Raw genomic sequence first — 13991 nt, 5'->3', positions numbered from 1 at the left:
CCGTGGCGAGGACCGGACGAAGGCAATTGAGATGTTGTGGAAGTTGTCGTTAGCCGCGACGGATCGCGGCAACGAGATTGCGCAGTTCGTCCGGTGCAACGGGCCGCCTGTAGAGCGTACTGCCGACGATGAAGCCGGGCGTACCCACCAAAGACAGCGCTCGCGCCTGCGCGTGATTGCGTTCGAGCAACGCGTCTATGGCGGGCAGGTGCACATCGAGCGCATCCCGCACCGCGCCGACATCCACGCCCGCATCGCGCATCGCATCGTCTATACGGCGCAACGTCAGGCGCCCCTTGAGCGCCATAACCGCATCATGCGCTTGCGCATAGACGCCGATCGCATTGGCGGCGAGCACCATCCTGGCGGGGTAGAGAACCTCGCCGCCATTGATCGGCCAGTCCTTCATGATGAGGCGAATGCCCCCATCTTCCGCCACGGCGCGTTTGAGATGCGGGTGAAGCGCCTTGCAGGTGGGACAGGCATAGTCGAAGAACTCCGCCACCGTGACATCGCCGTCCGGATTGCCAAGCACCGGCAACATCGGATCGAACAGGATATCCGACAGCCCGGGAACCGGCTGCGCGGGAGAGGCACCGGCGGCCATGCACGTTACGCCAGCTACGAGCAGCGTTCTTCTCGTGATCGTCATGGCAACTCCTCTACCGGTATCGACAGGACAGCCCGGAGGCCGTGCGGCTCCCGGTTGCCCAGAGACAGATCGCCTCCCATTCGCGAGACCGCCTCCTTCGCGATCGCCAAGCCGAGCCCGCTGCCTTCCGACGAGCGATGCCGTCCGCGAAAAAACCGATCGGTCGCGCGAGACAACTCGTCTGCGGCAATGCCGGGCCCTTCGTCTTCGACGCAAAGATCTAGACGCCCCTTGCGCGCAGAAAGCCGGACGACGATTCTTGCCCCCTGAGGCGAATAGACGATCGCGTTCTCGATCAGGTTTCGAAGTGCCAGGGTCGCCAGCACAGGGTCGATCCGCACCGGCCTGTCGGCATCCAGACCATCATAGACGACCTCTATCGGCGGCGCTGACGGCAACGACAGATTGCCGGCGATGCGCGCTACCAGTTCGCTCGCCCGGACGGCCACCGCGGATGATTGTTCGGCATCACCCTCCACCGCAGCGAGATCGAGCAACTGGCGAACCAGTCGCGACGTGCGGTCGACCCCGGCCGAAATTTGCCGGAGCGCATGGGCATGTACCTCGCCGTCTGCGCTAGCCAGCGCGATCTGCGCCTGCGTCTTGAGCCCGGCGAGCGGGGTCTTCAACTCATGGGCTGCGAAGGCAGTGAAACTCTTCTCGCGGTCCCGCGCATCTGCAACACGTCTGAAAAGACCGTTCAGCGCCTCGACCGCCGGCGCGATCTCCTTCGGCAATCGCGCTTCGGGCAAGGGGTGCAAATCGTTGGCATCACGTCCTGCCAGTGCATGCTCCATATCTTTCAGGGGCGACATGCCGCGCCTCACGCTGAACCAGATCGCGCCGCCGAGAAAAGGCAGAACCAGTGCTGCCGGCGCGACCAGCCCCTTGATCACCTCGCTGACAAGCCGGTCGCGGATGCGGATGCTGTCGCCGACCATCACCCGTACGCCCAGCGCTTCGTTCTCGATCGCGAAGACCCGCCAGGTCTCGCCACCGACGTCTGTTTCGGAAAAGCCCTGCTTCACATCCGTCAGGCGACCCTGCGGAGCGTGTTCGGACTGCCCGACCAGTGTGCCGTCGAGCGACCATATCTGGCAGGAAAGCTGCCTTTCGTATGACTGCGGCTCAACCGCAAGCGACTGCGGAACGCTGGTGCCGCTGCCATCGATACTGGCCAACGCCAGATCCACGCGGCGATCGGTCAACAGCGAATCGACCATGCGCGCAGCTTCCATCAGGCGGGCATCCAGTACCCGCTCAAGCTCCGCCTGCGTGCTGAAATAGATCCAGACAACCGCAAGAAACCAGACGAGCCCGGTCGACCCCAGAAGAACGACCAGCAGCCGGGCACGGATCGATCTCATGCACCCTCCTCCGCCAGACGGTAGCCAAGGCCACGCACGGTGCGGATGAAACCGGCGCCAAGCTTGGCGCGCAGATGGTGCACATGCACCTCGACTGCGTTGCTTTCGACTTCCTCCTGCCAGCCATAAAGGGCCTCTTCGAGCGTATGTTTGGAAACCGTGATGCCAGGGTGTTCCATCAGCGCGCGCAGAACGCCGAACTCGCGGCGCGTGAGCATCAACGGCTCGCCGTTCAGCGACGCGGTCTGACGTGCAGTATCGAGCATGACGCCGCACCATTCGAGCTTCGCAGCCGCGCGGCCCTGCCCGCGACGCGCGACGGCTCGAACCCGTGCCGACAATTCGTCGAGATCGAACGGCTTGCCGACATAGTCGTCGGCACCCGCATCCAGGCCGGTGATCCGGTCGGATATTTGGTCGCGCGCGGTCAGAAGCAGCACCGGTGTGGTGTTGCCGCCGCCGCGCATCGAGGCGAGAATGTCGAGGCCAGAGCCGTCGGGCAGCATAAGGTCGAGCACGACGGCATCGTAGGGCTGGGCTGACAGCGCCGCGTCGGCATCTTCGCAGGTCGCGACGGCGTCGACCGTGAAGCCCGCGAGACCAAGCCCTACCGAAAGACCGTCGAGCAGCAGCGCATCATCCTCCACGACGAGAACTCTCAAGATATCGTCTCCAGGGCTTCCCTTATGCCGCACCGCTGCCCGCCGATCCGGTCAGCCGACCAGCAAATGCTCCATGGAGGGGTCGGGTATCACGACAATCGGGCTTCCGTCCCTCACTTCTGCGTGCAGATGGATGATGTCCTGATTGACGAGCCGGATGCACCCCGAAGACACAGCCTTGCCGATGCTCCAGGCTTCGGGCGAACCGTGGACGCGATAGAGCGTATCCTTGCCGCCCTGGTGAATATAAAGCGCCCGCGCTCCCAGCGGGTTTTTCAGACCCGGGTCCATGCCGCCATTGGCGATGCTGTAGGGTTCGAGCGCCGGCTGACGCGCGACCATTTCGTCCGGCGGGGTCCAGCGCGGCCACTCCCGCTTGTAGGCGACGATCGCCGCACCGGCCCACGAAAAACCCTGCCTGCCGACGCCCACACCGTAGCGCGTGGCCCTGCCTCCCTGCTTGACGTGATAGAGATAGCGGTTCGGCGTATCGACGACGATCGTGCCCGGCCGGTGTTGCGTTGCATAGTCGACATCGGTTCGCCAATAGCGCCGGTCCATCTTGCTGACATCGACGGCGGGAAGCGGAAACCGTTCCTCCGGCATGGCGAAATACATGGGTGGAACAGAGGGCGCCGGCGGGGGCGCAGGTGCGATCGGCGCCGCCGGCACCGTCGGGCGGGCAGCCACGCATCCCGACGCCAGCAACGCACTCATCCCTGCCAGCACGGCCCGGCGCCCCATCCGCACGGTGGCCGGCGCACTCTTCTTTTCGTCGTCGGAAGATCCAAAATTCCGCGTCATCCGCATACCTCGTCAAGTTCATCAAGGTCGCGCTCAACAACGCCAAGCTTAAGGCTGCCTTACGTACACCGTTGACGTCGAGGAATGAGGCCGGATCAACCTAGGTTGGGCAGCGATGAGTTCGCCTCATCGCCTCATGACGAATACTCGTTGGAGGTGCCCTCCCGAACCGCGCTATCGTTCAGGTGGCGGAATGGGAATATGCAGCGACAGTGTCCCGCAGCAACCAGCGCCATGAGAGCGGCTTCGATGAAAGGATGTCGCAATGTTCAGATGGTGGAAGAAGATAAGCACCGCGACGAGCCCACAGACGGCGTTCAACCGGCGCAGGCTCGCCAACACGATGCCCGGCGAAACGGGGGCGCTCGCCGCCAACCGGCTAGGTTGGTTCATCGGTTGAGGCTTGCGGCGGCAAATCCGGAGCATCCTGCGGGATCGGATTTGCCTCTATGTCCGCGATCAGGCGATACATCTCGTCGATCTCGCGAACCTGCGCCTCGATGATACCGTCGGCGAGTTCGCGCACGCGCGGATCGCGTATATGGGCCCTTTCGCTGGTCATGATCGCGATGGAGTGATGCGGGATCATCGCCCGCATGTAGGACACGTCCGAAACAGTCTCCTGGCTCCTGACGAGCCATAGCGAGCCCGCGAAGACGACGACGCTGGTGCCGATGATGAGGGCGTTGGCCGTCCTGTTGCGATACATCGACCACATGAAGGCCAACATGATGATCGCCATCGTAGCGCCCATTAGCAGCGCCATCCATGTTCGGGTCTGGCTAAAAGCAACGTGATCCAGGGCATAGGTGTTCAGGTACATCAGCCCGAACATCACCACCGTCGACGTTGCGATCATTGCGGCAAAGCGAGCGTATGACATGGCAGCGGCTCCATCTGGTTGCTTGTCCGACAAGCAACCAACAGCTCAGCGCCGGATAGGTTTCATCACCTGCTGCGCGCTCCCAGGGAACGCATTGCGTCAGGCAAACAGTCGCCAGAAGAAGATCGTGCTCATGGCCGCGCCGACGACGATGACCACCGCGCGGACAACCGACCGGGGCAGCGCGCGGGCCAGCGGCGCACCGGCATAGCCGCCCGCCGTGGCAGCCACCATCATCACGAGGGCTTGCGGCCAGGCAACGAGACCCGCCAGCGCGAAGGTCGCTACCGAAATTGCGGATAAAACGAAGGACAGGCCGTTCTTCAAGCCGTTCATGAGGTTGATGTCGCGCATGCCCCACAACGAGAACAGCGCAAGCAGCACGATGCCGAGCCCGCCGTTGAAATAGCCGCCGTAGATGGAGACCAGCACGGCTCCCACCGGCCCTTCCGCGGAACCGAAGCTGTGCCGTTGTGCCCAATCCCTGATCTTGTCTCCAAACGCGAAGGCAAGGGTGGCGAGCGCCAGCAGAAAGGGCACGACCGCTGAGAACGCTTCATTGGAGGAAACCAGCAGCAGCACCGACCCGATCAATCCGCCGATGGCCGTTGCCGCAACGATCTTGACGAGCCTTGTCCGATCAAAAGTGGCAATTTCCCGCCGGAAACCGGCGGCCCCCGCAAGGTAGCCGGGAAAGACCGCGACGGCACTGGTCGCATTTGCCGCGACCACCGGCACGCCGGTGTAGACGAGAGCGGGGAACGTCAGAAACGTGCCCCCGCCCGCCACCGTATTGAGCATGCCTGCGAAAAATGCCGCCGCGGCCAGCACCAGATAGTCTGTCATGGATTTCCTCTCCGCCGACTCGCGGCGGCAAAGCCTATGCCGCAGAAGGACCGGGATCGTCAAAACCTTCCGGCCCTGCCGGAACGGGCTGGCGCACCGCTCCTCCAGCGGAATGGACGAGCCGCAGCACGGGCTTGCGCGTCGAGGGACGCGAAAGCCCGCTCATCGCTTCCTTCTCGCGCCGGACAGCCTCGGGCTGGTAAAGGACCTGTTCCAGCATCACCCGGCGCTCCACCCGGTCGGGGTCGGTGAAGCAAAATTCCTGTCCCTCGATCAGGCCGAGCAGCGCCAGTCCGCGCGGATTGCTGATTGGCAGAAAGAGGCCGACCGGAGCGGACATGTTTCCGTCCGAGATAACCCGCGTGTCCCGCTCACCACCGTTGACGCTGAAATTGACGCGGCTGCTGAGCGTAGCGACGTTTGCGGGCACATCGTCGCGAAAGACGACAAGGGCGGAATCGAGCTTTCTTTTCAGAAGCAGCGCAAGCGGGTCCTCGCGCCCGAGACATCGGTCGCGCATCACCTCGAGAATGGTGAAGTCCTTGGTTGTGAGAATGCAGCTCTCGGCCGACATCGCAGTTCTCCATCGCTCCGCCAGAAGGCGGCAAAATTGAAACGAGAGTGGAGAATCCCCTGGCCGCTGACGCGGCACAGGGGCTACGATCCTGCGATGAGACAGCCTCCGAAGAGCTTGAGGCGGGAGAGAAGCGGAACGCGGTTCATGCCAACGCTAGCTGTCGCTGACGGCATTTACGGCGGCTGTCGCAGCCGCTTCGCCAACGCTCTCGACGGTCAGCCGGTGGCTGCGCCCGTCCCGCGATGCCCAATCAATGGATTGCCCGGCCGACAGTCCGATCAGCGCCGCGCCGATCGGCGTAAGGATCGAGATTTTCCCCGCGGCGATGTCCGCCTCACCGGGGAAGACGAGCGTGACGGTACGATCCTCGCCCGCATCCGTCGTGAAGCGGAGGGTCGAGCCCATGCGCACGATGTTGTCGCCAAGCCGGCCGTCCGCGACCAGGCGCGCACGGTCCAACTCGGCGAAGAGCTGTTCGGCGACGGCGGGGTTGCGCTCGGCGAACGATTCCGCGAGCAGCGACAGCCGCTCATGGTCGGAACGCGTCATGGAGATCGCGGGCTTGCGGTGTTTCTTGTTGTCTGCGGCCATTGCTGGACATCCTGTTGACCGTGTGGCCGCGCTTGCATCGGCAAGGGCCTGCGGTCCGTTTAGAAATTGCTGATTTTTTGTCGCGTATCCAGCCTACCACCCATCAGGCGAAAGCCGATGCCCCGCGGCCGGGGCGCGACGCGACCGAGCCGCGGGTCAGTGTCCCGCGATAGGACACACCCGGTAACGGATGGAAATGCGATGCTCGGTCTTGCTCATACTGGCAGAGGTGGGCGATCGCCTGGCGAATGTCAAGCCGCACCAGTTGGATGACGAGCGCCGGACATGCCGGAGCGCCTTGCTGGCCAAGCTATTCACGCCTTTTACCTCCGGTGTGACAAAGCGCGCGAACCACCTGTTGCCAGTTCGATTTTCCGTTGCGTTTGCCGATTGACAAGGCGCCGGCTCCCGCCTAGCGTTGCAAATGTGACCGGGTGTTCACATTTAGCCCGGCAGCTCGAAATGTCGCGCGACATGGCGCAGAAGGGGTAGTCCTTGACGATCGGCATCGCTTCCTTTGGCACCCGTTCAGGGGCGGCTGTTTTCAATGCCGTGCTCGCTGCCGAATTGCTTGGCCGGGGCGCCATTGGCGGCTTTGCCGTCTTCGCGATCCTCGACGCCGACGGCAAAGTGCATCACCGCTGGACGCAGGATGGAGGCGTCGGCACGCTCGACATTCCAGCTTCATGGCATGACGCGGGGATCGCGGCGTGTATTTCGAGTGGCCCGAACCGCCCCGAACCGCTGATCCAGTTCCTGCCCGGCGCAAACGGATGCGCACTGGTGACCGGCCATCGCCTGCCGCACGCGCCCAATACCAGCGACGTTCCGATCAATGATGCCGTGCTTGCGCGCCTGAATGCCGGCGAAACACCGCAGGCGGCAATCGATGCAGAGTTTGCGCAGTCACCCGAGATCGACGCGGGCCTGATCGCGATCACCGCCGATGGTGCGCTTGGTTGGGCGAATTCGGCGCGTGTCCAGCGCCGCAGCGATCTTGGACAAGCCTGCCGCCGCGACGCCGATCGCGGCTTTGCCCTGCTCCACAATTCGATCTTCATAGCCGACGGTCCCTGCCAGAACCTCGCGGACGCGTTGTCGGGCATCGCATGGGGCGCGCTCACCAGCAGCCCGGCTCGGCATTCGTTCCTGAGGCTCACTCATCCCGTTGCGTTCCGCCTCGCCGAACGGGACCGGATCGTCGTCGACGGGGCCGGTGACATCATCGGGCTGGAAACGGCGAACCCGGCCCTTCTGACTGCCGAGCGTGTCGGCACGGCGGGCTATCTGTCGGCGGAAGTCTGGCAGGGCGAGCGCAGCATCGGCATCGCGGCCACCGAGCTTTTCGCCCGGATGTCTGGGGGGACCGCCCATCCGCAGACCGATCCGGATTCCCGAAACTTGATGATGGTGAGGCTTTCCGATGTCGCGGCGTGAGCGAACCGAACGCGCGATCCTCCAGGCGCTGGAGGACCAGATTCGCGAGACCGGCATGGCCGGCGTCGGGGTCAATTCCGTGGCCAAGCGGGCCGGCGTCAGCAAGGAGCTGATCTACCGCTATTTCGACGGCATGCCGGGCCTGATGATGGCCTGGATGCAGGAACAGGACTTCTGGACGAAGCGCGCCAACGTCGTGAAAAACGACGAGTCGAGCGAGCAGACACCCGCGGCCCTGATCCTCGCGATGCTGCGCGAGCAGATGGACGGCCTGGCAAACAACCAGGCACTCTGCGAGGTGCGCCGCTGGGAGCTGATCGAGCGCAATGAGGTAAGCGCCAAGCTCGCAGACCGCCGCGAAAGTGCAGCGCGTGCCTTCATCGACCGTGTTGACGGCCTGACCGACGATGTCGATGTGCCCGCCGTAGTCAGCATCATGCTGGCCGGCATTCTCTACCTGATGCTCCGCTCCAAGACCGAGGAATACTTCCTCGGCGTCTCGCTGCGCACGCCCGAAGGCTGGGACCGGCTCTGGAAGGCCACCCAGCACCTGACGGGTGCCTTGCCGCCAGACCTCAAGGAACAGTCGCTGCGCTCGCTCGAGACGCGCCGCACTCCGAAGGAAACCGACCAATGACGCGCGCGGCCGACCTGCTGGTGAATGCACTGGTCGCACATGGCGTCGATCGGCTCTTCTGCGTGCCTGGTGAAAGCTATCTCAGCGTGCTGGACGCACTGACGGCGCGCGATGAAATCGACGTCGTCACCACGCGGCATGAAAGCGGCGCGGGCTTCATGGCGCTCGCCGATGCCCGCCTGACCGGGCGCCCCGGCGTGGCCTTCGTCAGCCGAGGGCCCGGTGCGATGAATGCGGCCATCGCCGTGCATTCGTCGCAACAGGACGCCGTGCCGCTGGTGCTGTTCATCGGCCAGGTGGAACGCGCCCATCGCAACATGGGAGCGTTTCAGGAGGTCGATTACGGCCGCGTGTTCGGCCCGATGGTGAAATGGGTCGCCGAGGTGAACGACGCTTCACGGCTGGCCGACACCGTGGCAACCGCTTTCCATGCGGCGGCGAGCGGAACGCCCGGCCCCGCAGTGGTCGTGCTACCCGAGGACATGCTGGACGACGACGTGACCGAAGTCCCGGTGACCGTCAACCGTCTGGCCCGCGCTGCAGCCCCTCACGAAGACATCGAACGGCTGAGGACGTTGATCGACGAGGCAAAGCGGCCACTAATTGTCGCTGGCGGCCTTCTGAAGGCAAATGGTGGCGAAGCAGCGCTGCAATCGGTGGCCGAGGCCTTCGGCGTGCCCGTTGCCGCCGCCGTCAGGCATGCCGACCTCATGCCCGGCGACCACCCGAACTATGCGGGTCACATGACCTATGGCGCGCCGGCCGAACTGCTGCGCGGCCTCAAACAGGCGGACCTCGTGATCGCCGTGGGCACGCGGCTGGGAGACGTCACCACCCAGGGCTATGCCTTTCCAGCGGCACCCGCACCTGAACAACGCGTGGTGCAGGTCTGGCCGGATGCAGCCGCGGTCGGCAGTGTTCGCAGCCTCGACATGGGCATCGCCGCCGATCCGCTCCTGTTCCTCGACCAGCTACGCGCCGTCGCGCCTGAGACGCCGAGCGAGGATCACATCAAATGGTGCGCCGAGCTTCACGCCACCGCGACAGCCCTGCGCCAGTGGAGCGGAACGGCAGAGGCGCCGGACGGCATCGTCTTCGGCGCGTTCGTGGAGGCGTTCGACCGGCTGCTGGGCGACGAGGCCATCATCGCTCTCGATGCCGGCAACTTCGGCGGCTGGGTGCAGAAGCATATGCGCTTCGGCGGCGGCCGCGCGATGCTGGCGCCCGCGTCCGGCGCAATGGGCTATGGCGTGCCGGCAGCCGTCGCCGCCAGTCTGCGCCACCCGGATCGCAAGGTCGTGTGTTTCGTGGGCGATGGCGGCTTCCTGATGACGGGAAGCGAGCTTGCGACCGCCATGCAAAGCGGCGCGGCGCCCATCCTCGTCGTCTCGGACAACGGTTCCTACGGCACGATCAGGATGCATCAGGAAAAGCACTTCCCGGGACGCGTCGGCATGACCGCCCTGACGAACCCGGACTTTGCCGCCATGGCAACCGCCTACGGTGCGCTTGGACTGCGGGTCGAGACTGCCGGCGAGATCGAAGAAGCGATCACGACCGCGCTTTCGGCTGACCGCCCGGTCGTGATCTCGGTCAAAACCAGCCTCCAACACATATCGGCAGCGGCGACCATCGATGCGCTGCGCACGGCAAACAGGTAGCAGGGCTTATGCGCATCGCCGTCATAGGAGCGGGCATTATCGGCATGACCACGGCGTATTTCCTGCGCCGCGAAGGCTATGCCGTAACGGTTATCGACCGGCAGAGCGAACCCGGCATCGAAACGAGCAAGGCCAACGGCGCGCAGTTGAGTTACAGCTTCGTCGCGCCGCTGGCCGATCCGGGCGTGCTGCCGAAACTGCCTTCCTGGCTCACCGACAGGGACGCTCCACTGCATTTCCGTCTCCGCGCCGACCCGCAGCAATGGCGCTGGGGGCTGTCCTTCCTGCGCGCGTGCCAGCGCGCCACGGCCCGCCGCGTCACGATGGAGCTGCTGGAACTCGGCATCTCCAGCCGCGAGTTGCTGCGCAAGATGGTGGCGGATGAGGGCTTCGACTTCGACTTTTCACCGTCCGGCAAGCTGCTCGTCTACGAGGACGATGCGACGTACGCGAAAGCCCGTGCACAGATGGCGTTTCAGGATGGCTCCGGTGGCGAGCACAGCGTGCTGACCACGCAGGCCTGCCTCGATATGGAGCCGACTTTGGCGCAAAGCGGACGCGGCATCGTCGGTGGCATCTTCTTGCCGGAGGAGGATGCAGGCGACTGCCTGAAGCTCTGCGCCCAGCTTCACCGCAAGCTCGCGCATCCCGCGTCCGGCGTGGACTTCCATTTCGACACCGAGGTACGCGGTCTGAAACTGGAGGGCGGTCGCGTGGCCGCGCTCGATACGAGCGCCGGCTCTCTGCAGGCAGACGGATACGTGATCGCCAACGGGCTTGGGGCACAGCGGCTTTCCACGCAAGCAGGTTTCAACCCGCTGATCTATCCGCTCAAGGGCTACAGCCTCACCTACCAGTTGACGCCCGAAAGCCAGGCGCCCCGGCTGAGCGTCAGCGATATCAGGACCAAGGTTGTCTATGCGCGGCTCGGCGACCGGCTTCGCGTCGCCGGAATGGTGGACATCGGCGACGGGGACGCGGGCATCCGCAGCCGCCGCATCGAGTTGCTGAAAACACAGGTCCACGATTTCCTGCCGCAGCTCGCACCGGCGGCGGAACCCGAGCCTTGGGCTGGCCTGAGGCCGGCGCGTCCGGACAGCACACCGCTGATCGGGGCCACGCCCTACACGAACCTCTGGATCAATGCCGGGCACGGAAGCCTGGGATTCACGCTGGCGGCGGGAAGCGCCGGCCTGCTGCGGGACAGGATTGCGCGCCGTCCCACAGCCATCAGGGAGGGCAAATTCGCGCTTCACTAGCAGAGAGCATCAATCCGCCAAAGGGGCAGGAACGTCCCGGCGATCAACGAGAAGGGGAATATCATGATGCAGACATATGGACGATTTTTCAGGCATGCCCGCGCGCTGCTATGCGCGGCAGCGGTGATGGTGCCGATGGCAGGCCATTCGGTGGCGCAGGCTGAAACCCTGCGGGCCGTGATGCAGTCCGGCCTTCGGGTCATGGACCCGGTGCTCAGCACCGCCTTCCTGACGCGCAACCATGGCTACATGATCTACGACACCCTGCTTGGCGTGGACTCCGACTTCAAGGTGCAGCCGCAGATGGCGAGCTGGACCGTCTCCGAAGACGGCAAGCTCTACACATTCACGCTGCGCGACGGCCTCAAGTGGCATGACGGCGAACCGGTCACCGCCGAGGACGCCGTCGTCTCGCTGAAGCGCTGGGCCGAGGTGGACACCACCGGCCAGGCGCTCATGACCATGGTAGAAGGCATCGACGCCGTCGACGACAAGTCGTTCGAGATCAAGCTCAGCCAGCCGACGACGCTGGTCCTCTCCGGCCTCTCCAAGCTGAGCTCGCGGCCGGCCTTCATCATGCCGAAGCGCATCGCCGAGACGCCCTCCTCCGAACCGATCACGGAATTCGTAGGCTCGGGTCCGTTCAAGTTCGTCGAGGCCGAATTCCAGCCAGGTATCTCCGTCGTCTACGAGAAGAACGAGGATTACGTGCCCCGCGACGAGCCGTCGAGCTGGACCGCTGGCGGCAAGGTGGTCAATGTCGATCGCGTGGAATGGGTGACGATGCCCGACCAGATGACCGCCATCAACGCGCTGCAGAACGGCGAGGTCGACTTCATCCAGGAAGTGCCGTTCGACCTGCTGCCGTTGGTGGAAGCCGCCGACGGCATCAAGGCCGAGGTCATGGACGAGCTCGGTGCCTGGACCTACTTCCGCATGAACCACCTGTACCCGCCCTTCGACAACAAGCTTGTGCGGCAGGCGGCGATGGCGGCCGTCGGGCAGGAAGACGTGCTCAAGCTGCTGGTCGGCAATCCGGATTTCTACCAGACCTGCGGCGCCGTCATGGGCTGCGGCAACCCGAACGGCGATGAGTATGGCGCCGAGTGGGTCGTCAATTCCGACATCGAGCGCGCGCAGTCCCTGCTGAAGGAAGCCGGTTACGATGGCACGCCCGTCGTGCTTCTCCAGCCGACCGACATCGCCATGCTGGCCGCCCAGCCGATCGTGCTCGGCGACGCGCTGCGCAAGGCCGGATTCACCGTCGAGATGAAGACGATGGACTGGCAGACGGTCGTGACCCAGCAGGGCAACCAGAACGCGCCTTCTGAAGGCGGCTGGAACATCTTCTCGACCTACAGCATCCTGGCGACCAGCGGCGATCCGTTCGGCAACACCACCCTGTCGACGGCCGGACGCTCTTCATGGGCCGGTTGGCCCGACGTGCCGGAAATCGAGGCGCTGAGGCTCGACTATGCGCGCGCAGCAACGCCGGAGGAGCAGAAGGAGATCGCGGTGAAGATCCAGAAGCTCGCGATCGACGAAGGCGTCGTGGGCCCGCTGGGCCAGTTCCGCATCCCGGCCGCCTACAGCACCGAATGGACGGGCTTCCCGAAGGCTCCGGTCACCCTGTTCTGGAACGTCCAGAAAACGGCTGAGTGAGGAAACGATGTTCCCTTATGTCATCAAGCGGGTACTGGCGACGATACCGGTGATGACGATGGTCGCGATCGTGGTCTTCGCCATGCTTCGGCTGACGCCTGGCGACCCGGCCGCGATCCTTGCCGGCGATGATGCTTCGGGCGCGCAGCTCGAGCAGATTCGCCGGACGATGGGACTGGATCAGCCGATCCTGACCCAGCTCTTCGTGTGGCTGAAGCAGTTGCTTCAGGGCGATCTTGGAGTGTCCCTTATTTCGGGCACTCCGGTCGTCAGCATGATCGGTTCGCGCGTTGCCCCGACCATCTCGCTCGCGCTCGCCACCATCGTACTGACGATCATCGTCGCCGTACCGATGGGCGTTGTGGCGGCGCGGCGCCCGGGCAAGCTGCTCGACCGCACCGTCATGACCTTTTCGGTGATGGGATTTTCAATCCCGACCTTCGTCATCGGCTATCTCCTGATCTACCTGCTGTCGCTCAAGCTGGGCTGGTTCCCGGTGCAGGGCTACAGCCCGCTCGAAAAGGGCATAGGCCCGTTCCTGCATCGCCTCGTGCTGCCCACCGTCGCGCTCAGCGGCATCTATGTCGCGCTGGTTGCCCGTATCACGCGAAGCAGCGTGATCGACGTGATGGGCGAAGACTACATACGCACCGCCCGCGCCAAGGGCGCGCGCGAAAGCACGGTCCTGCTGCGTCATGCGCTGCGCAACGCCGCCGTGCCGATCGTCACCGTCATCGGCATCGGCGTAGCGTCTCTGATAACCGGCGTCGTCGTCACGGAATCCGTTTTCAACCTGCCGGGCCTGGGACGGCTCGTGGTGGAAGCCGTGCTTGCCCGGGACTACCCCGTCATCCAGGGGCTCATTCTCCTGTTCTCGTTCACCTACGTGCTGATCAACCTCACGGTCGACATTCTCTACACCGTGTTTGATCCGCGGATCCGTTACTGAGGCC

15 protein-coding genes are annotated in these 13991 nt (G+C 64.4%); 7 read left to right on the top strand and 8 right to left on the bottom strand.

Annotated features, from left to right (window positions below; all coding sequences use genetic code 11):
* Positions 1-49 precede the first annotated feature (49 nt).
* From V1479_RS17050 to V1479_RS17035, 4 genes are read right to left on the bottom strand one after another with little or no spacing between them, the layout of a single operon-like run.
* Positions 50-652 (bottom strand): DsbA family protein, encoded by a 603-nt coding sequence (locus V1479_RS17050; protein ID WP_368804001.1) that lies wholly within the window; start codon positions 650-652, stop codon positions 50-52.
* Positions 649-2019, bottom strand: a complete 1371-nt coding sequence (locus tag V1479_RS17045) for an ATP-binding protein (RefSeq protein WP_368804000.1) — start codon at positions 2017-2019, stop codon at positions 649-651. Before V1479_RS17045 ends, V1479_RS17050 begins: the two co-directional genes overlap by 4 nt.
* Complete coding sequence (locus V1479_RS17040) at positions 2016-2681, bottom strand: response regulator (RefSeq protein WP_368803999.1); 666 nt, start codon at positions 2679-2681, stop codon at positions 2016-2018. Before V1479_RS17040 ends, V1479_RS17045 begins: the two co-directional genes overlap by 4 nt.
* A gap of 51 nt (positions 2682-2732) precedes the next feature.
* A complete protein-coding gene (locus V1479_RS17035; protein ID WP_438620637.1) occupies positions 2733-3485 on the bottom strand; it encodes a L,D-transpeptidase in 753 nt (250 codons plus the stop codon).
* 265 nt (positions 3486-3750) lie between these two features.
* Here V1479_RS17035 and V1479_RS17030 point away from each other — a divergent pair, with 265 nt between their 5' ends.
* Complete coding sequence (locus tag V1479_RS17030) at positions 3751-3885, top strand: hypothetical protein (protein WP_368803998.1); 135 nt, start codon at positions 3751-3753, stop codon at positions 3883-3885.
* Here the strand turns inward: V1479_RS17030 and V1479_RS17025 are convergent.
* The 4 genes from V1479_RS17025 to rnk all read right to left on the bottom strand — a co-directional run bounded on the left by V1479_RS17025 (position 3865) and on the right by rnk (position 6382).
* Positions 3865-4368, bottom strand: coding sequence for a DUF305 domain-containing protein (locus V1479_RS17025; protein ID WP_368803997.1), 504 nt, complete (start codon positions 4366-4368; stop codon positions 3865-3867). The genes V1479_RS17030 and V1479_RS17025 overlap by 21 nt on opposite strands.
* A 99-nt stretch (positions 4369-4467) precedes the next feature.
* Complete coding sequence (locus V1479_RS17020) at positions 4468-5214, bottom strand: sulfite exporter TauE/SafE family protein (RefSeq protein ID WP_368803996.1); 747 nt, start codon at positions 5212-5214, stop codon at positions 4468-4470.
* 34 nt (positions 5215-5248) lie between these two features.
* Positions 5249-5788 (bottom strand): GreA/GreB family elongation factor, encoded by a 540-nt coding sequence (locus V1479_RS17015; protein ID WP_368803995.1) that lies wholly within the window; start codon positions 5786-5788, stop codon positions 5249-5251.
* A 156-nt stretch (positions 5789-5944) separates the two neighbouring features.
* Entirely contained in the window at positions 5945-6382 is a 438-nt protein-coding gene (gene rnk, locus V1479_RS17010; protein WP_368803994.1) for a nucleoside diphosphate kinase regulator, read from the bottom strand.
* A gap of 495 nt (positions 6383-6877) precedes the next feature.
* Between rnk and V1479_RS17005 the strand changes: the two genes are divergently transcribed.
* The 6 genes from V1479_RS17005 to V1479_RS16980 all read left to right on the top strand — a co-directional run bounded on the left by V1479_RS17005 (position 6878) and on the right by V1479_RS16980 (position 13987).
* Positions 6878-7819: a DUF6963 family protein gene (locus V1479_RS17005; RefSeq protein ID WP_368803993.1), complete on the top strand. Its 942-nt coding sequence runs from the start codon at positions 6878-6880 to the stop codon at positions 7817-7819.
* Entirely contained in the window at positions 7806-8456 is a 651-nt protein-coding gene (locus V1479_RS17000) for a TetR/AcrR family transcriptional regulator (RefSeq protein WP_368803992.1), read from the top strand. Before V1479_RS17005 ends, V1479_RS17000 begins: the two co-directional genes overlap by 14 nt.
* Complete coding sequence (locus tag V1479_RS16995) at positions 8453-10117, top strand: thiamine pyrophosphate-dependent enzyme (protein ID WP_368803991.1); 1665 nt, start codon at positions 8453-8455, stop codon at positions 10115-10117. The genes V1479_RS17000 and V1479_RS16995 overlap by 4 nt, the downstream gene beginning before the upstream one ends.
* A gap of 8 nt (positions 10118-10125) precedes the next feature.
* The gene (locus V1479_RS16990; protein ID WP_368803990.1) at positions 10126-11376 is read left to right on the top strand and encodes a D-amino acid dehydrogenase; all 1251 of its coding nucleotides are present in this window, start codon (positions 10126-10128) and stop codon (positions 11374-11376) included.
* A 66-nt stretch (positions 11377-11442) separates the two neighbouring features.
* A complete protein-coding gene (locus V1479_RS16985) occupies positions 11443-13038 on the top strand; it encodes an ABC transporter substrate-binding protein (protein ID WP_173193710.1) in 1596 nt (531 codons plus the stop codon).
* Positions 13039-13045: 7 nt separating this feature from the next.
* Complete coding sequence (locus V1479_RS16980; protein WP_368803989.1) at positions 13046-13987, top strand: ABC transporter permease; 942 nt, start codon at positions 13046-13048, stop codon at positions 13985-13987.
* The last annotated feature ends 4 nt before the right edge of the window (positions 13988-13991 follow it).

This window comes from Neoaquamicrobium sediminum (assembly GCF_040970315.1).
Lineage (GTDB): Bacteria > Pseudomonadota > Alphaproteobacteria > Rhizobiales > Rhizobiaceae > Aerobium > Aerobium sediminum.
Note: the sequence above shows the minus strand (reverse complement) of the source record. Positions and strands in the feature narration are given on the sequence as shown.

What these genes read in the sequence shown, in the direction of transcription:
- V1479_RS16995 (WP_368803991.1), top strand. Translation starts at nt 8,453, where the DNA reads ATGACGCGCGCGGCCGACCTGCTGGTGAATGCACTGGTCGCACATGGC.
- V1479_RS17030 (WP_368803998.1), top strand. Translation starts at nt 3,751, where the DNA reads ATGTTCAGATGGTGGAAGAAGATAAGCACCGCGACGAGCCCACAGACG.
- V1479_RS17045 (WP_368804000.1), bottom strand. Translation starts at nt 2,019, where the DNA reads ATGAGATCGATCCGTGCCCGGCTGCTGGTCGTTCTTCTGGGGTCGACC.
- V1479_RS17050 (WP_368804001.1), bottom strand. Translation starts at nt 652, where the DNA reads ATGACGATCACGAGAAGAACGCTGCTCGTAGCTGGCGTAACGTGCATG.
- V1479_RS17020 (WP_368803996.1), bottom strand. Translation starts at nt 5,214, where the DNA reads ATGACAGACTATCTGGTGCTGGCCGCGGCGGCATTTTTCGCAGGCATG.
- rnk (WP_368803994.1), bottom strand. Translation starts at nt 6,382, where the DNA reads ATGGCCGCAGACAACAAGAAACACCGCAAGCCCGCGATCTCCATGACG.
- V1479_RS17015 (WP_368803995.1), bottom strand. Translation starts at nt 5,788, where the DNA reads ATGTCGGCCGAGAGCTGCATTCTCACAACCAAGGACTTCACCATTCTC.
- V1479_RS16990 (WP_368803990.1), top strand. Translation starts at nt 10,126, where the DNA reads ATGCGCATCGCCGTCATAGGAGCGGGCATTATCGGCATGACCACGGCG.
- V1479_RS16985 (WP_173193710.1), top strand. Translation starts at nt 11,443, where the DNA reads ATGCAGACATATGGACGATTTTTCAGGCATGCCCGCGCGCTGCTATGC.
- V1479_RS17035 (WP_438620637.1), bottom strand. Translation starts at nt 3,485, where the DNA reads ATGACGCGGAATTTTGGATCTTCCGACGACGAAAAGAAGAGTGCGCCG.
- V1479_RS17025 (WP_368803997.1), bottom strand. Translation starts at nt 4,368, where the DNA reads ATGTCATACGCTCGCTTTGCCGCAATGATCGCAACGTCGACGGTGGTG.
- V1479_RS16980 (WP_368803989.1), top strand. Translation starts at nt 13,046, where the DNA reads ATGTTCCCTTATGTCATCAAGCGGGTACTGGCGACGATACCGGTGATG.
- V1479_RS17000 (WP_368803992.1), top strand. Translation starts at nt 7,806, where the DNA reads ATGTCGCGGCGTGAGCGAACCGAACGCGCGATCCTCCAGGCGCTGGAG.